Source organism: Halomonas aestuarii, from assembly GCF_001886615.1.
Classification (GTDB): Bacteria; Pseudomonadota; Gammaproteobacteria; order Pseudomonadales; family Halomonadaceae; genus Halomonas; species Halomonas aestuarii.
In genome coordinates, this window is sequence record NZ_CP018139.1 from 1,678,766 (window position 1) to 1,702,049 (window position 23,284).

Annotated in this window: 22 protein-coding genes; 8 read left to right on the plus strand and 14 right to left on the minus strand. The window is 69.3% G+C overall.

The annotated features are described in order from the left end of the window. Positions 1–44: 44 nt before the first annotated feature. Complete coding sequence (locus BOX17_RS07695) at positions 45–965, plus strand: hydrogen peroxide-inducible genes activator (protein WP_071946748.1); 921 nt, start codon at positions 45–47, stop codon at positions 963–965. Next, positions 962–3,055: an ATP-dependent DNA helicase RecG gene (gene recG, locus BOX17_RS07700; protein ID WP_071943293.1), complete on the plus strand. Its 2,094-nt coding sequence runs from the start codon at positions 962–964 to the stop codon at positions 3,053–3,055. Before BOX17_RS07695 ends, recG begins: the two co-directional genes overlap by 4 nt. Before the next feature lie 119 nt (positions 3,056–3,174). On the opposite strand, the gene BOX17_RS07705 is transcribed toward recG, so the two are convergent. From BOX17_RS07705 to BOX17_RS07715, 3 genes are all read right to left on the minus strand, one after another. Then, a complete protein-coding gene (locus tag BOX17_RS07705; protein WP_071943295.1) occupies positions 3,175–3,531 on the minus strand; it encodes a hypothetical protein in 357 nt (118 codons plus the stop codon). A gap of 67 nt (positions 3,532–3,598) precedes the next feature. Then, positions 3,599–3,874, minus strand: a complete 276-nt coding sequence (locus BOX17_RS07710) for an HU family DNA-binding protein (protein WP_071943297.1) — start codon at positions 3,872–3,874, stop codon at positions 3,599–3,601. Between the two features lie 221 nt (positions 3,875–4,095). Beyond that, a complete protein-coding gene (locus BOX17_RS07715) occupies positions 4,096–5,256 on the minus strand; it encodes an FAD-dependent oxidoreductase (protein ID WP_071943299.1) in 1,161 nt (386 codons plus the stop codon). A gap of 161 nt (positions 5,257–5,417) precedes the next feature. Between BOX17_RS07715 and BOX17_RS07720 the strand changes: the two genes are divergently transcribed. The 4 genes from BOX17_RS07720 to phoR all read left to right on the plus strand — a co-directional run bounded on the left by BOX17_RS07720 (position 5,418) and on the right by phoR (position 8,919). After that, the gene (locus BOX17_RS07720; RefSeq protein WP_083582219.1) at positions 5,418–5,894 is read left to right on the plus strand and encodes a chorismate--pyruvate lyase family protein; all 477 of its coding nucleotides are present in this window, start codon (positions 5,418–5,420) and stop codon (positions 5,892–5,894) included. Between the two features lie 36 nt (positions 5,895–5,930). Further along, a complete protein-coding gene (gene ubiA, locus BOX17_RS07725) occupies positions 5,931–6,827 on the plus strand; it encodes a 4-hydroxybenzoate octaprenyltransferase (RefSeq protein WP_071943303.1) in 897 nt (298 codons plus the stop codon). A gap of 87 nt (positions 6,828–6,914) precedes the next feature. Beyond that, complete coding sequence (gene phoB / locus BOX17_RS07730; RefSeq protein WP_071943305.1) at positions 6,915–7,604, plus strand: phosphate regulon transcriptional regulator PhoB; 690 nt, start codon at positions 6,915–6,917, stop codon at positions 7,602–7,604. Position 7,605: 1 nt separating this feature from the next. After that, positions 7,606–8,919, plus strand: a complete 1,314-nt coding sequence (gene phoR, locus BOX17_RS07735; protein WP_071943307.1) for a phosphate regulon sensor histidine kinase PhoR — start codon at positions 7,606–7,608, stop codon at positions 8,917–8,919. On the opposite strand, the gene cysZ is transcribed toward phoR, so the two are convergent. The 6 genes from cysZ to BOX17_RS07765 all read right to left on the minus strand — a co-directional run bounded on the left by cysZ (position 8,907) and on the right by BOX17_RS07765 (position 15,134). Continuing rightward, positions 8,907–9,647, minus strand: coding sequence for a sulfate transporter CysZ (cysZ, locus tag BOX17_RS07740; RefSeq protein ID WP_071946750.1), 741 nt, complete (start codon positions 9,645–9,647; stop codon positions 8,907–8,909). The two genes, phoR and cysZ, sit on opposite strands and share 13 nt — an antisense overlap. Positions 9,648–9,729: 82 nt before the next feature. Further along, positions 9,730–10,458, minus strand: coding sequence for a phosphate signaling complex protein PhoU (phoU, locus tag BOX17_RS07745; protein WP_071943309.1), 729 nt, complete (start codon positions 10,456–10,458; stop codon positions 9,730–9,732). 24 nt (positions 10,459–10,482) lie between these two features. Then, a complete protein-coding gene (gene pstB / locus BOX17_RS07750; protein WP_083582111.1) occupies positions 10,483–11,301 on the minus strand; it encodes a phosphate ABC transporter ATP-binding protein PstB in 819 nt (272 codons plus the stop codon). A gap of 32 nt (positions 11,302–11,333) precedes the next feature. Further along, a complete protein-coding gene (pstA, locus tag BOX17_RS07755; RefSeq protein ID WP_071943311.1) occupies positions 11,334–12,881 on the minus strand; it encodes a phosphate ABC transporter permease PstA in 1,548 nt (515 codons plus the stop codon). 10 nt (positions 12,882–12,891) lie between these two features. Further along, positions 12,892–14,115 (minus strand): ABC transporter permease subunit, encoded by a 1,224-nt coding sequence (locus BOX17_RS07760; protein WP_071943313.1) that lies wholly within the window; start codon positions 14,113–14,115, stop codon positions 12,892–12,894. Positions 14,116–14,183: 68 nt separating this feature from the next. Further along, positions 14,184–15,134, minus strand: a complete 951-nt coding sequence (locus tag BOX17_RS07765) for a phosphate ABC transporter substrate-binding protein (RefSeq protein WP_071943315.1) — start codon at positions 15,132–15,134, stop codon at positions 14,184–14,186. Between the two features lie 147 nt (positions 15,135–15,281). Here BOX17_RS07765 and BOX17_RS07770 point away from each other — a divergent pair, with 147 nt between their 5' ends. Next, on the plus strand, positions 15,282–15,689 hold the full coding sequence (locus BOX17_RS07770; RefSeq protein ID WP_071943317.1) for an acyl-CoA thioesterase: 408 nt from the start codon (positions 15,282–15,284) through the stop codon (positions 15,687–15,689). Between the two features lie 82 nt (positions 15,690–15,771). Here BOX17_RS07770 and BOX17_RS07775 read toward each other — a convergent pair whose 3' ends face one another. From BOX17_RS07775 to hexR, 3 genes are all read right to left on the minus strand, one after another. After that, positions 15,772–16,860: a TRAP transporter substrate-binding protein gene (locus BOX17_RS07775; RefSeq protein WP_071943319.1), complete on the minus strand. Its 1,089-nt coding sequence runs from the start codon at positions 16,858–16,860 to the stop codon at positions 15,772–15,774. 123 nt (positions 16,861–16,983) lie between these two features. Next, positions 16,984–19,188: a DNA helicase II gene (uvrD, locus tag BOX17_RS07780; protein WP_071943321.1), complete on the minus strand. Its 2,205-nt coding sequence runs from the start codon at positions 19,186–19,188 to the stop codon at positions 16,984–16,986. A 57-nt stretch (positions 19,189–19,245) separates the two neighbouring features. Further along, on the minus strand, positions 19,246–20,109 hold the full coding sequence (hexR, locus tag BOX17_RS07785) for a transcriptional regulator HexR (RefSeq protein ID WP_071943323.1): 864 nt from the start codon (positions 20,107–20,109) through the stop codon (positions 19,246–19,248). A gap of 275 nt (positions 20,110–20,384) precedes the next feature. Here hexR and BOX17_RS07790 point away from each other — a divergent pair, with 275 nt between their 5' ends. Then, the gene (locus tag BOX17_RS07790) at positions 20,385–20,600 is read left to right on the plus strand and encodes a PA3496 family putative envelope integrity protein (protein ID WP_071943325.1); all 216 of its coding nucleotides are present in this window, start codon (positions 20,385–20,387) and stop codon (positions 20,598–20,600) included. A 98-nt stretch (positions 20,601–20,698) separates the two neighbouring features. Here the strand turns inward: BOX17_RS07790 and BOX17_RS07795 are convergent, their stop codons facing one another. Together BOX17_RS07795 and BOX17_RS07800 are read right to left on the minus strand one after the other, a co-directional pair. After that, complete coding sequence (locus tag BOX17_RS07795) at positions 20,699–22,039, minus strand: sodium-dependent transporter (protein ID WP_071943327.1); 1,341 nt, start codon at positions 22,037–22,039, stop codon at positions 20,699–20,701. 345 nt (positions 22,040–22,384) lie between these two features. Further along, on the minus strand, positions 22,385–23,215 hold the full coding sequence (locus BOX17_RS07800) for a DUF72 domain-containing protein (RefSeq protein ID WP_071943329.1): 831 nt from the start codon (positions 23,213–23,215) through the stop codon (positions 22,385–22,387). Between the last annotated feature and the right edge of the window lie 69 nt (positions 23,216–23,284).

The window sequence follows — 23,284 nt, forward strand, 5'->3', positions numbered from 1 at the left end:
GTGACCGTCACCCGCTTTGGAAGAGGATGCCTGCCGGCACCACCATGACTCTAACAGAACTCCGCTATATCGTGACACTGGCCCAGGAACGCCACTTCGGACGCGCGGCGGAGCGCTGCTTCGTCTCCCAGCCGACCCTGTCGGTGGCCGTCAAGAAGCTGGAGGAGGAGCTGGAGGTCGCGCTGTTCGAACGCTCGAAATCCACCGTGCAGGTCACCCCGATGGGGGAAAAGATCGTCGAGCAGGCCCAGCGCGTGCTGGAGCAGAGCAGCGTGATCAGGGAGCTCGCCTCGGCCGGCCGCGACCAGCTGGCCAGCCCCCTGCGCATCGGCGCCATCTACACCATCGGGCCCTACCTGTTCCCGCACCTGATTCCGGAACTCTCCCGTCAGGCGCCCCAGATGCCGCTCTACATCGAGGAGGGCTTCACCGGGAACCTGCGCCGCAAGCTGAGAAGCGGCGAGCTGGACGCCATCATCATCGCGCTGCCCTTCACCGAGACCGACGTGGTCACCAAGCCGCTCTACGAGGAGGCCTTCGAGGTGCTGCTGCCGGCCGACCACCGCTGGGCCGAGCGCGAGAGCATCGACAAGGAGGACCTGCTGGAGGAGCGCCTGCTGCTGCTCGGCGAGGGGCACTGCTTCCGCGACCAGATCCTCGAGGCCTGTCCGGCCATCAGCCACCAGCTCAACAGCCCCTCCAACACGCTCACCGCCGAGGGCGGCTCGCTTGAGACCATCCGCCACATGGTGGCCTCGAAACTCGGCATCACCGTGCTTCCGCGCTCGGCCATCGGTACCGTCCACTATGAGAGCGGCATGCTGATCAGCCGCCCCTTCACCGCCCCGGCTCCCTCGCGGACCGTGGCCATCGCCTGGCGCGCCAGCTTCCCGCGGCCCCGGGCCATCGATGCCGTCACCGACGCCATCGAGCGCTGCCGACAGGAAGAGCTCGACCCGGCATGAGCGCCGACGCGACGACCCTGGACGCCCCCGTCACGGACCTCAAGGGCGTCGGCGAGGCCCTGGCCGGGAAGCTGTCCCGGCTGGGCATCGAACGCGTCGCCGACCTGCTGTTCCACCTGCCGCTGCGCTACCAGGACCGCACCCGCATCACCCCCATCGCCACCCTGAGCGCCGGGCACGAGGCCGTGGTGGAGGGAGAGGTGGTGGCCGGCGAGGTGGTGCGCGGGCGTCGCCGCAGCCTGCTGGTCCGCCTGCGCGACGGCTCCGGGATCCTCAGCCTGCGCTTCTTCCATTTCTCCCCCGCCCAGCAGCAGCAGTTCCAGCCCGGGGCGCGGGTACGCGCCTTCGGCGAGGCCCGCGCCGGCGCCACCGGTCTCGAGCTTTACCATCCGGAATACCGCCTGCTGGGCGGAGGCGAGGCCCCGGTGGAGGACCACCTGACGCCCATCTACCCGGCGACCGAGGGCCTCCACCAGACCCGCCTGCGGGCCCTGATCGACCAGGCCCTGGCGCGACTGGACGCCGACCCGGACGCCCTGCCGGACGGCATTCCCGCCCCCCTGCGCCGCCGCTTCGACCTGCCCACGCTGCACCACTGCCTGGATACCCTGCACCGGCCGCCGCCGGAGGCCGACCCGGACGAGCTGGCCGCCGGGCGTCACCCGGCCAGGCGCCGCCTGGCCCTGGAGGAGCTGCTCGCGCATCGCCTCAGCCTCCAGGAGGTCCGGCTGCGCATCCAGGAGGACGGCGCCCCGGCGCTGCACGGCGGTCGAGGCCTGCAGGCCCGCTTCCTGACCCACCTGCCCTTCGCGCTGACCGGCGCCCAGCGCCGGGTCCTCGACGAGCTCGCCGCCGACCTGGCCCGGGAAGTGCCTATGCTGCGGCTCGTGCAGGGGGACGTGGGCTCGGGCAAGACCGTGGTCGCCGCCATGGCGGCCCTCTCGGCCATCGCCGCCGACTGCCAGGCGGCGATGATGGCCCCCACCGAGATCCTCGCCGAACAGCACTACCGCACCTTCAGCTCCTGGTTCGAGCCGCTGGGCATCGAGGTGGCCTGGCTGTCGGGCAAGCTCAAGGGCAAGGCGCGCCTGGACACCAAGGCGGCGATCAGCGATGGCCGCGCCCGCATGGTGGTGGGCACCCATGCGCTCTTCCAGGGCGACGTGCACTTCCAGCGTCTGGGGCTCGCCATCATCGACGAGCAGCATCGCTTCGGCGTCCACCAGCGGCTGGCGCTGCGCGAGAAGGGCGAGGCCGGCGGCCTGACCCCCCACCAGCTGGTAATGACCGCGACGCCGATCCCGCGCACCCTGGCCATGAGCGCCTACGCCGACCTGGACGTCTCGGTGATCGACGAGCTGCCGCCCGGCCGCACCCCGGTGAAGACGGTGGTGATGCCCGACGAGCGCCGCCCCGACGTGATGGCGCGCATTCGCCACGCCTGCGCCGAGGGGCGCCAGGCCTACTGGGTCTGCACCCTGATCGAGGAGTCCGAGGCGCTGCAGTGCCAGGCGGCCGAGGCCACCCGCGACGAACTGGTCGAGACCCTGCCGGAACTTTCCATCGGCCTGGTCCACGGCCGCATGAAGGCCGGCGAGAAGGCCGCGGTGATGGAGGCCTTCAAGGCCGGGGAACTGGATCTGCTGGTGGCCACCACGGTGATCGAGGTGGGGGTCGACGTGCCCAACGCCAGCCTGATGATCATCGAGAATCCCGAGCGGCTCGGCCTCTCGCAGCTTCACCAGCTGCGCGGGCGGGTGGGGCGCGGGGCCGTCGAGAGCTTCTGCGTGCTGCTCTACCATCCCCCGCTGTCGGCCCACTCCCGGGAGCGCCTGTCCGTGATGCGCGAGACCACCGACGGCTTTCGCATCGCCGAGAAGGACCTGGAGATCCGCGGCCCCGGCGAGGTGCTGGGCACCCGCCAGACCGGGCTCGCCCAGATGAAGGTGGCCGACCTGGAGCGCGACGCCGACCTGCTGGAGCGTGTCGCCCCCCTGGCCGAGGCACTGCTGGCCGACCATCCCGAGGCCAGCCGGCCGCTCATCCGTCGCTGGCTGGGCGAGGAAGCGGGTCGCTACGGGCAGGTGTGACAGCTGCAAGCTGCAAGCAAGATGGTGCGCCTGACTAAACCAAAAAGCCCCCGGAGAGCAGGGCCTTCGGGGGTTCCTTGTAACTTGCTGCTTTTCGCTTGTAACTGCCCGGAGGGCGCCTATAGGTGCTTCAGCAGCCTCTGCAGCTTCTGGAGGTCGCCGGAATCGCCGACCAGGCGCACCTTGCCGGCCATCATGCCGTCGAGGAAAGCCTGCTGGGTGGGCTTCTTGAGGACCTGGATCGCCGTGGCCTCGTCCTCGAAACGCAACTCGAGGTCAAGATCCACCGGCAGTCCGCTGCCCACCCGGATGCCCTGGGGCGACATGCGGTAGTGACGGGCAATGGTGAGATCCTCGGTGGCGATGCCCCAGTCCAGGCCGCGCATCTCGCCGAGCAGTTCGCGGAACCGCGCCTTGCGGCGCAGGGCACGCTTGAGCATCAGCCCGAGGAGCCACAGCATCAGTCGCAGCTTCATATCGGCTCCGCCGCTGAAGGAAAGGGAAGGAGAAGAGGCGGCCCGCGCAGGAGCGGGCCGCAGCGCCCTACTTGCCGACGGCGTCCTTGAGGCCCTTGCCTGGCTTGAAGGCGACGGTCTTGCTGGCCGGGATGGTCAGCGGCTTGCCGGTCTGGGGGTTCTTGCCGGTGCGCGCGGCTCGCTCGCGCACGGTGAAGGTGCCAAAGCCGATCAGCGAGACGTCCTGCCCCTGAGACACACTTCCGGTGATCTCATCGAGAATGACGTTGAGCACCTGGCTCGCCTTGTCCTTGGAAAGATCCGCACGATCGGCAATCGCCGCGGCGAGTTCTGGCTTGCGCATACAGCCCTCCTGGTATTGGCATCACGTATCCGGCGTTCATCGCCGGCAGTGTTGTTATGTCATACGATCTGTCATTGCAGCACTCGCCTGACGCCTATCACGATCATGACCGTTGGGTGAGGGAAGGGTCGATCCTGTGGAAGCTACAGGCGAATGATGCCGATCGGCATTGCCTCTGGCTCCGCGCTCCGATGACCGCGGGAGGCCCGTCGTTGACGTCACTAGCCTAGCAACGGGGGCGCGACTCGCGCCAGTTCGACTTTCCGACGGACGCAGCCCCCCGTCAACGCAAAGCCGATCAGCCGCCCCTCCTCGTCCTCGGCCAGCGCCGTCAGGTCACGCCCTTCGCCCTCGATCCGCCAGCGGGATGGCGAGCGGGCAGGGGGCAGGGCCACCACCGGCAGGAGGGGCGTCTTGACCAGCACCGGCCAGGGGCCGTAGGTCACCGCGGTGGGGGTGCCGGTCAGGGTCCGAGCCAGGGCCTTGGCGCTGGCCAGCAGCGGCTGGACATACATGGCATTGACCCCATCGACGCAGGCCACGTCGCCCAGGGCATGAATGCCGGGCGACGAGGTGGCCAGCCGGCGGTCGGTGTGAATGCCCGCCTCGCTGACCGCGAGCCCGGCCGACTCGGCCAGCGCCGTGCGAGGCGCGAGCCCCGTGGCCACCAGCACCAGGTCGGCCGAGAGCGACGAGCCGTCATCGAGCCCCACCGACACCCGTGAGCCCTCGGCCTCCAGGGTCGCCAGGGTCCGCCCGGCGTGCAGTGCCATGCCGGCCTCGCGGAAGGCCTCGCCCAGGGCGTGCCCCAGCGGCTCAGGCACCAGCCGCGGCAGGGGGGCCGGTTCCGGGGCCACCATCTCGACGGCATGGCCGCCCGCGGCGAGGTCGTTGGCGAACTCGCAGCCCACCAGGCCGATGCCGATGACCGCCACCCGCGCCGGCCGGCCCAGCGCCTCCAGGGCCGCATGGAAGGCCCGGTAGTCGTCCAGGTCGTTGACGCTGAAGACCCGGTCGGCCACGGCCTCGGGCACCGCGAAGGGCCTTGCCGGCGCCGCCCCGGTGGCCAGTACCAGCTCCCCCCAGGGCAGGGTCTCGGCCCCGATCGTCAGGGTCCGGGCCTCGGCGTCGATGGCCTCCACCCGGGTATGGGTGCGCACCACGGCGTCGAGATCATCGGCCACCTCGAGGGCCGAGCGGGCCGCCAGGCGCATTGGGGGGAGGCGCTTGGCGAAGCCGGTGGAGAGCAGCGGCTTGGAGTAGTCATCGCCGCTGTCGGCAGTGATCAGGGTCATCGGTCGCGTGCGGTCAAGCTGGCGCAGCTGGCGCAGCAGTCCGAGGCCCGCCATGCCGGAACCGATGATGGTCAGGGGTGCGGTCATGGGACTCCTTGAGGCAGGGGGCCGCGGCGGCCCGTCACGGGAAAGCGTGTCGACCCGACATGGTACACTAGCCGCCCCCGAAATCGACGCGGAGAGAGACGGTGAGCAACGGCCCGGGAAGCGATCCACGCTGGCGTCCCTTGGCGGCGGCGCGCCCCGCCATGACCCCCGAGTGGTGGCGCTGGGTCGCGTCACGCGACTCCCTCACGGCCCGCCTGGTCGCCGCCGGCGGCCACCGCGCCTTCCGGGTCCGCCTGCTGGACCAGCGCCTCGGCCGCCCGCGCCGCGACGAGGCCCTGGCCCTGGGGCTGCCCCTGGGCCGCCTGGCCTGGCTGCGCGAGGTGGCCCTGTGCCTGGACGAGCGCCCCTGGGTCATGGCGCGCTCGGTGGTGCCCCTGGACGGGCTGCACGGCCAGCGACTCGACCGGCTCGGCGAGCGCTCCCTGGGCAGCTGGCTGTTCCGCCAGCCCGACCTGGCCCGCGGGCCCCTCGAGGTCGCGGCCGACCCGGCCTTCTTCCCGGCGGCCAGCGGCCCCTGGGCACGCCGCTCGGTGTTCCGCCACCGGCGCTTCGCCGTGCTGGTCCAGGAGTGTTTCCTGGACACCATGACGGATGACCTCGGGCTGCCTTCACGCTAGGCTCTGCCGGCAAGCTTCCACATGCGAGAGAGCGAGATGGATCGATCCCTGATGCACCCCAGTGGCCTGGCCCGGGTGCCCGACTTCCTGCACCTGACCCGGCTGGACCGCCCCATCGGCACCTGGCTGCTGATGTGGCCGACCCTCTGGGCGCTGTGGGTCGCCGCCGAGGGCCTTCCCGGCCGCCGGGTGCTGCTGATCTTCGTCGCCGGGGTCTACCTGATGCGCGCCGCCGGCTGCGTGGTCAACGACTACGCCGACCGCCACTTCGACGGCCACGTCAAGCGCACCCGGAACCGTCCCCTGGCCACCGGCCGGATCAGCGAGGGGGAGGCCCAGGGGCTCTTCCTGATCCTGGTGATGGCCGCCTTCGTGCTGGTCTGCTTCACCAACCTCTTCACGGTGATGCTCTCGGTGGTGGGCGTGGTGCTGGCGGCCATCTACCCCTTCATGAAGCGCTATACCCACCTGCCCCAGGCCTTCCTCGGGGCGGCCTTCTCCTGGGCGATACCCATGGCCTTCGGGGCCGTGCTTGGCACGGTCCCGCCGGTGGCCTGGCTGCTGTTCACCGCCAACGTGGCCTGGACGGTGGCCTATGACACCGAATATGCCATGGTGGACCGCGACGACGACCTGAAGATCGGCATCAAGTCCACCGCGGTGCTGTTCGGCCACGCCGACCGGCTGATGATCGGCCTGCTGCAGGGCCTGACCCTGGGGCTGCTGGCCTGGGCCGGAGGGCTGCTCGCGCTGGGCGGCTTCTTCTGGCTGGGGCTGGCCGCCATGGCGGCGACCTTCGTGCACCAGCAGGTGCTGATCCGCCACCGCGACCGGGACCGCTGCTTCCAGGCCTTCCTCAACAACCACTGGTCGGGCCTGCTGGTCTTCGCCGGCATCGCGCTCTCGCTGTGGCCTGCCGTGAACGGGGGCTGATCGGGCGACAGGCCGAGGCTGTCACGCTATTGTCATCATGACGTGCTGTCATCGTCATCGATGTGCCATTGACCACGAGGCTCCGGGATGACCGCCAAGACCGTACTGATCGTCGACGACGAGGCGCCGATCCGCGAGATGATCGCGGTGGCGCTGGAGATGGCCGACTATCGCGTCCTTGAGGCGGACAATGCCCAGGCGGCCCATGCCATGGTGGTCGACCACCAGCCCGACCTGGTGCTGCTCGACTGGATGATGCCAGGGACCAGCGGCATCGAGCTGGCCCGTCGCCTGAAGCGCGACGAGGCCACCGCCGAGCTGCCGATCATCATGCTCACCGCCAAGGGCGAGGAGGACAACAAGATCCAGGGGCTGGAGGCCGGGGCGGACGACTACATCACCAAGCCCTTCTCGCCGCGGGAGCTGGTGGCGCGCCTCAAGGCCGTGCTGCGCCGCGCCACCCCCCAGGGCGTCGAGGACACGGTGGAGATCGACGGTCTGGTGCTCGACCCGATCAGCCACCGGGTCAGCATCGAGGGTCGCTCGCTGGAGATGGGCCCCACCGAGTATCGGCTGCTGCAGTTCTTCATGACCCACCAGGAGCGCGCCTACACTCGCGGCCAGCTGCTCGACCAGGTGTGGGGCGGCAATGTCTATGTCGAGGAGCGCACCGTGGACGTGCATATCCGCCGCCTGCGCAAGGCACTGGGCGAACCTCACCACCGGCTGATCCAGACCGTGCGCGGCACCGGCTACCGGTTCTCCACCAAGGGCTGATGTGAACCGTCTCTGGCGACGCGAGTTCTGGCGCCTGACGACCCTGGTCGTCGCCGGGGCCCTGGTCGGCTGGCCGTTCGCGGCCATCCCGACCGGCATCGCCGTCGGCCTCTCGCTCTGCCTGGCCTTCCACCTCTACCAGCTGCGCGCGCTCCACCAGTGGCTGACCCATCGCCCCCAGGAGGAGCCCCCCGCCACCAGCGGCCTGTGGGGCGAGCTGTTCGACCGCCTCTACCGCTACCAGAAGAGCCAGCGCCTCACCCAGCAGCGCCTGCGCTCGACGCTGCAGCGCATCCAGGAATCCTCGGAGGCGATGCGCGACAGCGTGGTGATGCTCGACCGCCATGGCGACCTGGAGTGGTGGAACAGCGCCGCCGAGCAGATGCTCGGCTTCCAGCCGCACCAGGACCGCGGCCAGCACATCACCAACCTGCTGCGCGCCCCGCGCTTCGTCGACTACTTCCACGGCCGCGACTACCGTGAGCCGCTGACCCTGCCCTCGCCCATCGACGAGTCGCGGATCCTGCAGTTCCAGATCACCCTCTATGGCGACGACGAGCGCCTGGTGATGGCGCGCGACATCACCCGCCTGCACCGCCTGGAGCAGATGCGCCGGGACTTCGTGGCCAACGTCTCCCACGAGCTGAGAACGCCGCTGACCGTGCTGGCCGGCTACCTGGAGACCTATGCGGACATGGCCGACCAGCTGCCGCCCCGCCTGGGCCGCGGAATGTCACAGATGCAGGCCCAGACCGAGCGCATGCAGAACCTGGTCAACGACCTGCTGCTGCTGTCGCGCCTGGAGATCGACCGGCCCAGCCGGGACGATGGCCCGCTGGACATGGCGGGGCTGCTCGAGGCCGTGCGCCGTGACGCCGAGGCGCTCTCCGGCGGGCGGCACGTCATCACCGTGGAGTGCGAGGCGCCCAAGGCCCTGATGGGCAGCGAGCAGGAGATCCGCAGCGCGCTCTCCAACCTGGCCTTCAACGCCGTGCGCTATGCCGGCGAGGGGCGCCATATCGTGCTGCGCTGGCGCCTGCGGGGAGACGGTGCCTGCCTGGAGGTGCAGGACGACGGCGAGGGCATCGACCCGGTGCACCTGCCGCGCCTCACCGAGCGCTTCTATCGGGTCGACAAGGGCCGCAGCACCGCCACCGGCGGCACCGGCCTGGGGCTCGCCATCGTCAAGCACGTGCTGCTGCGCCACGATGCGAGGCTGGAGATCGACTCCCGCCCCAGGCGGGGCGCCACCTTCCGCTGCGTCTTCCCCGCCGGCCGCCTGCGAGACACGACCGAGACGGCTCAGCGCGCCTGAGGCGACACCCCGTTGGGCAGGCCCCGGTAGTGGCGCTCCCACATCAGCACCGCGGCGGCCACGGCGCCGGGCAGCAGGAAAAGGTTGGCCAGCGGCAGCCAGGTGATCAGGGTCACCCAGCCCCCGTAGGTCAGGGTCGGCCAGCGGCGCGCGCGCAATCGGTCGCGCATGTCGCGGAAGCTGACCTTGTTGTTGTCCATGGGGTAGTCGAGGTAGGTGATCGCCATGATCCAGGCCGAGAAGAGCGCCCACAGCACAGGCGCCACCAGGTTGACCACCGGGATCCAGCTCAGCACGAAGAGCAGCGCCATGCGCGGCAGGATGTAGGCCAGCTTGACCATCTCGCGGCCCAGGGCGTCCACCGCGGTCTTCGCCAGGCCGCGGTCGTCCAGCGGCGGCCGCCCGGTCACCTCCACCTCGACCCGAGCCGCCAGGAAGCCGTAGAAGGGCGCGGCGATCAGGTGGGTCACCAGCGTGAAGGTGAAGAAGACGATCAGCACCAGGCTCACCACGAACAGCGGCCAGATGAGCCAGGAGAGCCAGGCGAGCCACTCGGGCACCATGGCCATCCAGCCGTCGAGCCAGCCGCCGAAATTCCCCACCACGTAGCCCAGCATGGCGCCGTAGACCAGCAGGTTGACGAGTATCGGCAGGAACACGTAGCGGCGCAGGCCGGGGGAGTAGACCAGGCGGGTCCCGCGGGTCAGCGCGGTGAAGGCATCGAGCATCCGGAAAGTCCTCATCATCACGTCACAGGCCGCCGCCCGAGGGGCGGCGGCCTGCGCATTGAGGGTCATGCGGGAATCCGGGTCAAGTCCTGCGCTCGAAGATGTCCTTGTCGAGGTCGCCGGGATCGGTATGACGGATGTCGAGCCCCTTGACCAGGTAGACGACGTACTCGGCCAGGTTGTTGGCATGGTCGCCGATGCGCTCCAGGGCACGCAGGATCCACATCACGCTGAGGATCGGGGAGATCGCGCGGGCATCCTCCATCATGAAGGTCATCAACGAACGCATGGCGCTGCCATACTCGTTGTCGACCTCGTCGTCCTCGTGTACCAGCTTGAGCGCCAGCTCGGTATCGAGGCGGGCGAAGGAGGTCAGGGCGTCGCGCACCATGCGGCGCACATGCTCGCTGATCATGCGCACCTCGACGAAGCCGCGATTGCCGCTGTCGGCCTCGATCAGGTCGATGGCGTTGCGCGCGATCTTGCTGGCCTCGTCGCCGATGCGCTCCAGGTCGGAGGCGGCGCGGATCACCGCCAGCACCAGGCGCAGATCCGAGGCGGTGGGCTGGCGCCGTGCCAGCACCTGGGTGCACTCCTCGTCGATCTTGATCTGCATGTCGTTGACGGCGCGGTCGTTGTCGACCACGCGCTGGCCCAGGTCCGAGTCCCTGTCGAGCAGGGCGCCCACGGCATCCTGGACCTGCTTCTCGACCAGGCCGCCCATGGCCATCAGGTGGGTCTTGAGCTCGTCGAGCTCCTGGTTGAACTGCCGCGAGATATGCTGGCTGTGGCTATCGCTGGTAATGTCCATGGGACCTCTCCTTGGGGCCGGCCGTCAGGCCATGCGCCCGGTGATGTAATTCTCGGTGCGCGCCAGGCGCGGGTTGGTGAACAGGGTGTCGGTGGGCGCATATTCGACCAGTTCGCCGTCCTGAAGGAAGGCGGTGTAGTCGGAGACCCGGGCCGCCTGCTGCATGTTGTGGGTGACCAGCACCAGGGTCAGGTGCGACTTCAGGTTACGGATCAGCTCCTCGATCTTCAGCGTGGAGATCGGATCCAGCGCCGAGGCCGGCTCGTCGAGCAGCAGCACCTCGGGGCCCACCGCCAGGGTGCGGGCGATCACCAGGCGCTGCTGCTGGCCGCCGGAAAGCGACCAGGCCGAGGCCCGCAGCCGGTCCTTGACCTCGTCCCACAGCGCCGCCGAGCGCAGTGCCCACTCGATGATGTCGTCGCGCTTTCGCTTGCTCAGGCCGCCCTGCAGGCGCAGCCCGAAGGCCACGTTGTCATGGATCGACATGGGGAAGGGGTTGGGGGCCTGGAACACCATCCCCACCCGCCGACGCAGTTCCGCCACGGCCACCTCGGGCGCATGGATGTCCTCGCCCTCGAGCAGCACCTCCCCCTCACGCACCACCTCGTCGTTGAGATCGTGGAGGCGATTGAGCACGCGCAGCAGGGTCGACTTGCCGCAGCCGGAAGGCCCGATGAAGGCGGTGACGCGATGCCGCGGCACCCTCAGCGTGAGATTGTTGAGCGCCGGCTTGTCGCCGTAGGCGAGACTCAGTCCCCGGATCGCCAGGCTGCTGGCCTCGGGGGGGAAGTCGATGAACGCCGCCGAATCGGGCGACGGTCGCTGGTCCTTCACGAGTGACATCGGGGCTCCCGGGTGACGCCACGCTACAGGGCTCATCGACGCATGAGCGCCCCGTGACGCGTACTCAGATGATGACGCAGAAATATTGCAGTCAGGTTAAGCACCAGGATCACCAGCACCAGCAGCAGCGCCGTGGCATAGACCAGCGGCATCGCGGCCTGGACATCCCCGCCGTGGAAGGCAGCATCGAAGATGTGGTAGCCGAGGTGCATGAACTTGCGTTCAAGATGCAGGAAGGGGAACTCAGCGTCCACCGGCACCTGGGGCGCCAGCTTGGCGACCCCCACCAGCATCAGCGGCGCGACCTCGCCGGCGGCCCGCGCCACGGCCAGGATCACCCCGGTGAGCATGGCCGGGGCGGCCATGGGCAGTACCACCCGGGACAGCATTTCCAGCCGGGTGGCCCCCAGCGCCAGGGCGCCCTCGCGCTGCTGGTCGGGTATCCGGGCCAGTCCCTCCTCGGTGGCCACGATCACCACCGGCAGGGTCAGCAGGGCCAGGGTCAGGGAGGCCCACAGCAGCCCGCCCGTGCCGAAGGTCGGCGAGGGCAGGGTCGCCTCGAAGAACCATTCGTCCAGGCGGCCGCCGATCCCGTAGACGAAGACCCCGAGGCCGAAGACGCCATAGACGATGGAGGGCACCCCGGCGAGGTTGCGCACGGCGATGCGCACCAGGCGCGTCAGCCGCCCCTGGTGGGCCACCTCGTTGAGGTAGATCGCCGCCAGCACGCCGAAGGGCGTCACCAGGACCGACATCAGCATGACCATCAGCACGGTGCCGAAGATCGCCGGCCAGACGCCACCGGCGGTATTGGCGGCCCGGGGGCCCTCGGAGAGGAAGCGCCAGACGCCCTCCCCCCAGGCGGCGAGCTTGTCGAGCGGCGACATGGCATTGGGACGCCGGGCGCTCAGCACCTGCTCCAGCGGGACCTCCAGCGTCTGGCCGCCGGCCGCGTCCAGCAACAGGCGCCCACCCTCCATGGCCGCCTGCAGCTCGCGGAGCCGGGCATTGGCCGCGGCGAGCCCGGGGCCCGCCCAGCCCTCGGCCTTGCGCCCCCCGGCCAGCGGCAGGATGACCTCCTCCCGCAGGGCATCGCGGGCCCGTCGCAGCGCGGCCAGCTCGGCGAGACGCGCCTCGAGGGCCACCCAGGCGGCCTCCCCCTCGACCCGCCGTCCCGGCTCGACCTCCACCGCCGCCAGGTGGCCGACTGCCTCCCCCCAGTGGCGTCGCTCCAGCACCACCAGGTCGCGGGGATGGCTCACCGCCTCGATGGCCGAGACCCTCACCCAGGCCCAGCGGGCGCCATCCAGGTCGCGGTTGCCGGTGCGATAGAGCCGCTCGACCCCCTCCCCCCGGGCGAGCGGCACCTCGCGGACCCGCTCTCCGGCCAGCTGCCGGCCATCCTCGAGCACCACGAGTTGCACGGGCGATGGCCAGAAGTGCCCCAGCCCGCGCACCGCCAGGAGCCCCAGCAGCGCCAGCAGGGCGACCAGCGAGAGCGCCACGCTGCCGGCGGCGAGCCAGGCCCCCGGCCCCTCGCCCCGTGGCAGGCGGAGCCGGCGTGACGACGCCACCCTCATGACCCACCTCTCATGCCCCACCCCCCAGGCGCCGGTAGCGGCGGCGCAGGCGCGTCCGCACCAGCTCGGCCAGGGTGTTGACGAGGAAGGTGAAGACGAACAGCAGCAGGGCCGCCAGCAGCAGCAGCTGGTAATGCACGCTCCCGGGACCGGCTTCCGGCAGTTCGATGGCGATGGTCGCCGCCATGGAGCGCAGGCCGTCGAGGGGGTTCAGGGTCATCAGGGCGGTGTTGCCGCTGGCCATCAACACGATCATGGTCTCGCCCACGGCCCGCCCAGCACCGATCATCACCGCCGAGAAGATCCCCGGCGACGCCGCGGGCAGGACCACCCGCCACAGGGTCTGCCAGCGGGTCGCGCCCAGCGCCTGGGCGCCTTCGGCCAGGCTCGCCGGCACCCCCGAGAGGGCATCCTCGGCCAGCGCGTAGACGCTGGGCATCACGGCGAAGCCCATGGCCATGCCGACGATCATGGCGTTGCGCACGGCGATATCGAGTCCCAGGCGAAGCTCCAGGAAGCGACGCAGGTCGCCGCCGAACCACGCCGCCTCGAGCCAGGGGGCGAGCCAGGACGCCGCGACCAGCACCAGCACCAGCCAGGGCATCAGCCACAGGCCGGCCCAGCTCAGGGGCAGGGTCCGCTGCGCGCCCGATGGGAGCCTGGCGCGCAAGCCGCCGGCCAGCAGCAGGCCCGGCACCAGCAGCACCAGGAAGGCGAAGACCTCGGCGAGATGACGCTCGACCCAGGGCGCCAGCACCAGGCCCGCGACGAAGCCGACGACCACCCCGGGCAACGCCTCCATCAGCTCCAGGGTCGGCTTCAGGCGAGTGCGCAGGCGCCGGGACATGAACAGCGAGGAGTGGGCGGCCGCGCCCAGCGCCAGGGGCACGGCGATCACCAGGGACCAGGCCGCCGCCTCCAGGGTGCCCCAGGCCAGGGGGACCAGGCTGATCCGCGGCACTTCGTCCGGGGTCAGGGTGGCCTCGGGCGCCCAGCGAAAGCGCTGGCCATCGACCGAGGCCTCGCCGGGCAGCCAGAGGGCCTCGGGGCTGACCGCGTCCACGCCCCCGGCGGGCCAGAACAGCGGAACCACCTCCACCGCCAGGAAGACCCCGATGGCCAGCAGCGCGGCGATCACGCCGAGCCCCCCTGCGGTGATCAAGGCGGTGGCCAGGCGGTCGCGCCCCTGACGCAGGCGGCGTCGCACGGCAGTCGGCGGGGAGGAATCGGGCATGACCGGACCTGTGGAAATCGGGTACTAACCGAATAGTACGACAAAGTGGTGACAGGCGGATGACAGCGTCAGCGGCCGGAAGCGTCCAGCGCCAGCTCGTCACGCTGGCGACGCCACTGCACCTCGGTCAGGGCGACGAAGCCGAGCTCCTCGACGATCGCCTGGCCCTCGGGAGACAGCACCAGGTCGAGGAAGGCGCGCTCGGGGGGCGGCAGCGACTCGCCGGGGGGCAGGTTGAGATAGAGGTAGAGGTCGCGGGATAGGGAATACTCGCCGCGTCGCACCGCCTCGGGCTCGGGGAAGTGGAGGGTGCCATCGTCGTCACGACGGGCCAGGGCCTTCACACCCGGGGTCAGGTGGTTGAGGCCGGCATAGCCGATGGCCCGGGGATCCTCCGACACCGCGGCGACCACGGCGGCGGATCCCGGGTGCTCGTTGACCGCCGGACGGAAGAGCCCCCCGCAGAGGGCGACTCGCCGGAACAGGCCGTGGGTGCCGGAGGCGGCATTGCGGCCGTGCAGGCGGATGCGTCCCTCGGGCCACGCGAGCCCCAGCTGTCGCCAGCGGCGGATCGCGTGCGGCGCCCCGCAGCGCCGCGAGTCGGAAAAGATGGCCTCCAGCTCGCGGCGCCCCAGGCCCTCGAGGGGATTGTCCCGATGGACCACGACCACCAGGGCGTCGCGGGCCACCGCGAGCTCCCGCGGGGGATAGCCGTGGCGCTCGATGAAGGCCCGACGTTCGGCCGCGTTCATGGGGCGCGACATAGGTCCCAGCCGGGTGGTCCCGGCCATCAGGGCTGGCGGCGCGCTGGCCGACCCGCTGGCCTGCAGCTGCAGCCGGATACCGGGATGTCGGCGAGCCAGCGCCTCTCCCCAGCGCAGCATCAATCCCGCCATGGTGTCGGACCCCACCGTCCCCAGGGTCCCGGCGATCTCCTGGGCCCTGGCCGGCGCCTGGGGCAGGCAGAGCCCGACCAGCAGCAGCCAGGGAACCAGCCAGCGGGGGAAGACGGCAGACATGACGGCTCCTCGAAGAAGGGAGATGAAGGAGGTTCGCGACTGGCGACGGGACATCGTGTCGCAGCGGTGGTGAAGGCATGGCCTCGACGTATACCATGAAGCACCGATGAAACCCCCACAACAACAACGCGAGTCGCTCAGGCTTCCATGACAGACATCGATGACACCCCCTCCCCCCAGGGTCGACTGACCCTGAAGCTGCTGGCCACTCGCCAGGATACCAACCTGCACGGCGACATCCCCGGCGGCTGGCTGGTCGCCCGCATGGACGAGGCCGCCGAGGTGGCCGCCGGCCGCGAGGCCCTCGGCCGCACGGCCAACGTCGCCATCGAGGCCATGGACTTCCTCTGCCCGGTTCGGGTGGGTTCCATGGTGAACATCTTCACCCGGGTCAGCGAGATCGGCCACAGCTCGATCAAGATCGATGTAGAGGTGTGGATCCGTGCCCCCCAGGAGCGGGATCACGACGAGCTGCACAAGGTCACCGAGGCACGCTTCGTGATGGTCGCCCTGGACGACAACGGGCGGATCCGTGGCGTGCGCCAGCACGACTGAGCCCCCGGCAGGACGCATGGCCGGAAAGCACATGGGCGCCCTCGCGGCGCCCATGTGCTTTCCGGGATTGATAGCTGCGCCGTCAGGCGTCGACCTTCTCCCGGGTCTTCAGGTAGGCGAACTCTCCCACGTCGGTGAATCGACGCACCTTCTGCTGGAAGGCGGTGTAGGAGTCATAGACCCGGCGCGACTCCTCGTCCTTCTCGACCTGCTCCTGCAGGACCTGCCGGGAGGCATCTTGGAGCGCCGACAGGACCTCGTCCGGGAAGGTGCGCAGCTGCACATCATGCTCGTCGACCAGGGTCTGGAGCGCCTCAGCGTTGCGCACGGCGAACTCGCTGATCATCGCCAGGTTGGAGGCTCTCGCCGCCTCGCTCACCACGGCCTTGAGGTCGTCGGGCAGGGCGTTCCAGGCATCCAGGTTGACGGTACCCTCGAGGATGGCGCTGGGCTCGTTCCAGGCCGAGGTGTAGTAGTACTTCGCCACCTGATGCAAGCCGAACGCCAAGTCGTTGTAGGGACCGACCCAGTCGGCCGCATCCAGCACACCGGTCTGCAGGGAGGTGAAGATCTCGGACCCGGGCGTGTTGACGGTGGTCACGCCGATGCGGTTCATCGCCTCGCCGGCGAGCCCCGGCAGGCGCAGCTTGAGGCCCTGCATGTCGTCCAGCGAGTTGATCTCCTTCTTGAACCAGCCGGCCATCTGGGTGCCGGTGTTTCCCACCGGGAAGGGCTTGAGGTTGTGCTGGGCGTAAACCTCGTCCCAGAGCTCCTGGCCGCCGCCGTAGTAGAGCCAGGCATTGGTCTCGGTGGTGTTCATGCCGAAGGGCACGGCGGTAAAGAACTGGGCGGCCAGGGTCTTGCCGCGCCAGTAGTAGGAGGCGGAGTGGCCCATCTCGGCGGTCCCCTCGCCCACGGCGTCGAACACCTCCAGGGCCGGCACCATCTCGCCGGCGCCATGCACGCGGATCTTCATGCGGCCGCCCGACATCCGCTCGATGCGCTCGGCGAAGTCGTTGGCGCCGGTGCCCAGCGCCGGGAAGTTCTTGGGCCAGGAGGTCACCATGTCCCAGGTGATGGTCTCCTGGGCGCTGGCCGTGGAGATGAAGGGGGCGGTGGCACCGGCGGCGGCGCCGGCGCTCAGGGTCTTGAGAAACTGGCGGCGTTGCATGTGAGCATGACTCCGTAAGGCGTGGTGATCCCGCGGATGGCGCGGGCCAAGGGCGTGTCCGCCCACGAGTATGCGTCACGGCTGAATTGCCCGGCAAGCGAGGCCGCCCGACGCCGCTGTCGGTCAGAGGGGCGTGAGCTTGGCAAAGCCCAGCACCAGCCACTTGTCGCCCTCACCCTCGAAACTGACCTGCACCCGGGCACGCTCCCCCTCCCCCTCGGCATTGAGGATCACCCCCTCGCCGAAGACCGGGTGGCTGACCCGCTGGCCCAGCGAGAGCGAGGGCAGGTCGCTGCCCCCGTCGACCGAGGTCTGCCGGGACAGGCCCGCGGCCGGGCGGGTGGTCACCGGCCGCGAGATCTGGCCGCGCAGCCGCACCTCCTCCAGGTACTCCTCCGGCAGCTCGCGCAGGAAGCGGGAGGGACGCTGGAAGGTCTCCTTGCCATGCAGCCGACGCAGCTCCGCGTGGGTCAGGTAGAGCTTGCGCATGGCGCGGGTCAGGCCCACGTAGCAGAGCCGCCGCTCCTCCTCCAGGCGCCCCGGCTCCTCCATGGACATCTTGTGGGGAAACAGGCCCTCCTCGACCCCGGCGATGAACACCACCGGGAACTCCAGCCCCTTGGCCGAGTGCAGCGTCATCAGCTGCACGCAGTCCTCGTACTCGTCGGCCTCGTGGTCGCCGGCATTGAGCGCCGCCTCGGAGAGGAAGGCCTCCAGGGCGGCGCCCCCCTCGCCGGCCTCGGGCGGCTCGAAGGTCTCGCCCTGGGTGAAGGCCCTGGCGGCGGTGACCAGCTCCTCGAGGTTCTCGACCCGCGCCTGGCCCTTCTCGCCCTTCTCGCTACGGTGGTGCTCGATCAGCCCGGAGGTCTCGATGACGTGGTCGATGATCTCGTGGAGCGCGAGACCGGCGGTGTCGTTGTCGAGCCGCTCGATCAGGTCGGCGAAGGCGCGCACCGCCGAGGCGGCGCGCCCCTTGAGCGAGGCATCCAGCAGGGCGTCGTGCAGCGCCTGCCACAGCGAGACGCCGGTCTCGCGCGCGCGGGTGCGCAGCACCTCCACGGTGCGGGTGCCGATGCCCCGGGCCGGCACGTTGATCACCCGCTCCAGGGAGGCGTCGTCGTCGCGGTTGAGCAGCAGGCGCAGGTAGGCCAGGGCGTTCTTGATCTCCAGGCGCTCGTAGAAGCGCTGGCCGCCGTAGATGCGGTAGGGCACCCCCTGGCGGATCAGGGTCTCCTCCAGCACCCGGGACTGGGCATTGGAGCGGTAGAGGATGGCCATCTCGCGCCGGTTGACCCCCTCCTCGACCTTCTCGCGGATGGTATCGACGATGAAGCGCGCCTCGTCCAGGTCGTTGAAGCCTGCATACACCGAGATCGGCTCCCCGCGGTGGCCGGCCGTCCACAGCTCCTTGCCCATGCGCTCGGTGTTGTGCCGGATCAGGGCATTGGCCGCGTCGAGTATGGCGCTGGTGGAGCGGTAGTTCTGCTCCAGGCGCACGGTCCTGGTGTCGGGGAACTCCTGCTCGAAGCGGCGGATGTTCTCGATGCGCGCCCCGCGCCAGCCGTAGATCGACTGGTCGTCGTCGCCGACCACGGTCATCGGGGTGGACATGCCCGTCAGCAGCTTGAGCCAGGCGTATTGCAGGGTATTGGTGTCCTGGAACTCGTCGACCAGCACATGACCGAAGCGCTCCCGGTAGTGGGCCAGCAGCGCCGGGTTGTCCCGCAGGAGCTCCAGGCTCCTGAGCAGCAGCTCGCCGAAGTCGACCAGCCCGCCGCGCTCGCAGGTGAGCTGGTAGCGCTCGTAGAGCTCGACCATCTGGGTCATGTAGGCATCGCCATGGGCATCGACCTGGTGCGGACGCAGCCCCTCCTCCTTGCAGCCCGAGATGAACGACTGCACCTGGCGCGGCGGGAAGCGCTCGTCGTCGATGCGGTGATCCTTGAGCAGCCGCTTGACCAGCCGCAGCTGGTCATCGCTGTCGATGATCTGGAAGTGCTGGGGAAGGCGCGCATCCTGCCAGTGAGTCCGCAGCAGGCGGTGAGCGATGGAGTGGAAGGTACCGACCCAGACATGGCGCAGCGAGATGCCGAGCAGGGCCTCGAGGCGGGTGCGCATCTCGCGGGCCGCCTTGTTGGTGAAGGTCACGGCGAGCAGCGCGTAGGGCGAGAGGCCCTCGGCCTGCATCAGCCAGGCGATGCGGTGGACCAGCACCCGGGTCTTGCCGGAACCGGCTCCGGCCAGCACCAGCAGGTTGCCCTGGGGGGCACTGACGGCCTCGCGCTGGGCCGGGTTCATGTGGTCGAGAATCGCCGTGACGTCGTCCATAGCGCAGGGAAAGCCGGGTCAAAAATGGAGGCCCAGCTTAGCATATCGGGGGTCGACTCAGGGCTTGCCGTCCTGCTCGGGGAAGCGCAGCGGGTTGAGGCTCTTCTTGACCTCCCGGAGCTGCTCGGCGAGCCGTGGGCCGCGGGTCTTGGCCACGCCCACCGCCAGCACGTCGATCAGCACCAGGTGGGCGATGCGCGAGCTCATGGGGGTATAGATCTCGGTGTCCTCGTGAACATCGATGTAGAGCGGCAGGGTGACTTCCTTGGCCAGCGGCGAGCCGCTGGGGCACAGCCCGATCACCGTCGCCCCGGCCTCGCGCGCCAGGCGCACGCTGGCCACCAGGGCCCGGGTGCGGCCGGTCTGGGAGATGGCCACCACCACGTCGCCCTCCTTGAGGGTCACCGCCGACATGTTCTGCATGTGCGGGTCGGTGTAGGCCGCGGTGGAGATCTGCAGGCGGAAGAACTTGTGCTGGGCATCGGCGGCCACGGCCCCCGAGGCGCCGAAGCCGTAGAACTCCACCCGGTTGGCCATGGCCAGGGCATTGATCGCCTGATTCAGCGCCTCGTTGTCGAGCCGGTCGCGCACCGACAGCAGGGTGCCCACGGTGGAATCGAAGATGCTATGGGAGAATTCCGCCACCGAGTCGCTGTCGTTCATCGAGAACTGGGCGAACTGGCTGCCGGAGGCCAGCATCTGCGCCAACTGGAGCTTGAAGTCCTGGAAGCCGTTGCAGCCCAGGGCACGGCAGAAGCGCACCACGGTCGGTTCGCTGACCTTGGCCTCGGTGGCCAGGTCGACGATGCGCATGTGGATCACTTCCTCGGGGTTGCGCAGCACGAAACGCGCGACCTTCTGCTCGGAGCGGCGGAAGTGCTCCATGCGACGTCTCATCTCATCGAAGAGGGCACGGCTCACGCAGGGACTCCTTGCTGGCGAGCCGCCACGCGACAGGGGCGGGGCGGCAAGACGTTGGGCGGGTTCATGCCCACAGTATGCCCCAAGCCGGGGGGCGATGCTCACCCGGCGAACGCGGGAGGCGAACGGCCAGGTCCCCGGGGGCAGCGTTGACGGGGCGTTGTGCACGCGCGGCACGCGCCGTCATCATTCTGTCAAGTGGGGTATAGTAAGACGTGCAGTGTCGCGCAGCGTCCTTGATGCCGGCACATTCACTGCAGAAAGGAGAGTCGATCATGCGTAATGTCGAACGGTTATCCTCCCTCAAGAGTGAACTCCTCGACATCTTCATGAGCATGGAAGTCGTCGAGCACGAGCAGCGTTCTCGCACCGCCGCCCAGCGCAACCTGCGCGCCCGTCGCGGCATCGAGCTGCACAACGAATTCAAGCGCCTGTCCCGGGACATCGCCCCGCTCCCCGAGGAGGAGCTGGTGGAGGACGAGATGCACTGACCTCCCGGCGCAGACCTCCTCTTAATACGCAGCGAGCCCCGCCAGGGCGGGGCTCGCAGGGGGCTCGACCCGCCACGAAAACGGGCGGGTGACCTCGCTCAGAGGCTGGAGACGAACACCGCGATCACGCCGATGGGCGCGATGAACCGCGACACCACGCTCCATACCATCGCCCCGGTCTCCCCGAGTCCCAGCTCGCGGCGGACGCTGTCGCGGTCCAGCACCCAGGCGACGAAGATGATCGCCATCAGGCCGGTCAGCGGCAGCAGGAACTTGCTGGTCACCGTATCGAGCAGATCGAAGATGTTCAGGCCGAAGACCAGCACATCCCCCCAGACGTTGAACGCCAGCAGCGCCGCGATGCCGAGCGCCCAGGTGGCCGCCCCGGCGACCAGGGTCGAGGCGATCCGCGACAGCGGGGTGCGCTCCTCGACGAACTCCACCACCGGCTCCAGCAGCGAGATCGCCGACGTCAGGGCGGCGAAGGTCAGCAGCAGGAAGAACATCAGGCTGAGGATGACGCCGCCGCCCATGTTGCCGAAGGCCAGCGGCAGGGTGACGAAGATCAGTCCCGGGCCGGAGCTCAGGTCGAGGCCGTTGGCGAAGACGATGGGGAAGATCGCCAGGCCGGACACCAGCGCCACCAGGGTGTCGAGGATGATCACGGTCCGCGCGGTCTTGAGCAGGTTGATCTCCTCGTTCAGGTAGGAGCCGTAGGCCATCATGATGCCCATGCCCAGGGAGAGGGTGAAGAAGGCCTGGCCCATGGCCGCCAGCACCACGCTGCCGTCCACCTTCCCGAAGTCGGGATTGAACATGAAGCCCAGGGCCTCGCCGAAGTAGCCGGTGGTCATGCCATAGCCGACCAGCACCACCAGCAGGACCCCCAATGCCGGCATCAGGCTGCGCACTGCACCCTCGAGCCCCTTGGTCACGCCGCGGGCCACGATGCCGATCACCAGCAGCATGAAGACGGAGTGTCCCGCCAGCAGCAGGCCGGGGCTCGCCAGCATGCCGGTGAAGAGCGCGCTGATGCCGTCGGCGTCCTGGCCGCTGAAGGCACCGGTGACCGAACTCAGGGTGTAGTAGAGCGACCAGCCGCCGATCACGCTGTAGAAGGAGAGGATCAGGAAGGCACCGAGGATGCCGCTGATGCCGACGATCATCCAGCTGCGGGAGGCACCGGCCGACCGGGCCAGGTCGGCCATGGAATTGGCCGGGTTCTTCTGCCCCCGACGGCCCACCAGCCATTCGGCGACCAGGATCGGCAGGCCGACCAGGCCGATGCAGAGCAGGTAGATGAGCACGAAGGCGGCGCCGCCGCTGTCGCCCACCATGTAGGGAAACTTCCAGATATTGCCCAGGCCGACCGCGGAACCCGTGGCCGCGAGGATGAAGGTCAGCCGGGAAGACCAGTGTGCATGTTGCGTGTTGGACATAAATCACCCTGATGGTACGTGTCGTCATCGATTGATCGAATGCGATGACGGCGTTGTGGTTGTAGTCGCCACGTCCACGGCCTCCCGGATCACGGGGTGCCGCTTTCAAGGGCAGTGCGAATGCCTGACAGGATCGCTGCCGGTACAACTCCCACGGGGCCTCGGCGAGGCGAACCGCGCAAACCTCATGAGGGATCACGACGAGGAATCACACAGGATAAGTGCGAAATCCCACAAGATCCGATGGCAAGTGACGATCGCCCCGTAAAAATATCCGATCATGCGCCTGCTGGCCAGTCATCCACGCAAAACCACAGGGCCGTCTCGCCGGCCGCCCTGGGCGGATCAGAACAGCGAGGCCTGGGACTGTCCGGGGAAGGCCTCGAGGGGCGGAAGTGAACAGCGTTCGACCAGCCGCGAATGCAGGCGCCGGGCGAGTTCGGGCGACTGGCGGTTATCGGGCGTGTGCACAAGGAGAAAAGGGGTTTTCCCCTGTTTTATCCACAGGCAGAGACGGTCGATCCAGGGGCCGAAATAGCGCTCGTTGACGGCATCGTCGACGTTCCCGATGAAGCGTATCAGCGGGCTGTCTCCCGTGGAAAGCACGTGTAACGGGAGTCTCGGCTTCTCGGCCTGGGCATGAGCCAGGCCGGCATGGTCACCGGGTGGCGTGGAGAAGAGGGGGCGCACATCGAGCATCACCCGGTTGGCGCCGTGAGTTATCAACAACCTGTTGAGGGCCGCCTCGGCCGATCCCTTGTGGAAGAATTCCCTGTGCCTGACCTCGACGGCGCAGGGAAGTCCTGTCGGCCATCGCCTCAGCAGCGCTTCCAGCCGCGGCAGTTCCTGTGGACCGAAATCCCGGGGCAACTGCACCATCATCGGTCCGAGCCGGTCATGCAGGGGCGACAACGCCTCGAGAAAGGCGTCGACGTCCGCCTCGATGCCGGCCAGGCGCTTGTCGTGGGTCAGGCTCGCCGGCAACTTGAAGCAGAACCGGAAGCCCGGCGGCGCCTGCCGCGACCAGGCGGCCACCGTCGATGGCCTGGGGACCCCACTGTAGAAGGTGGTGTTGCCCTCCACGGTGGAGAAGACCCGCGCATAGTCCGGCAGGCGCTCGCCCTGGCCGCCATGGGGCGGGTAGAGGCTACCGCGCCAGTCCTCGTTGGCCCACATGGCCAGCCCCAGGTACAGGGCGGCCGCTCGGGCAGGGGGTGGGGAGCAGGAATCGGTCAACGGTCCAGG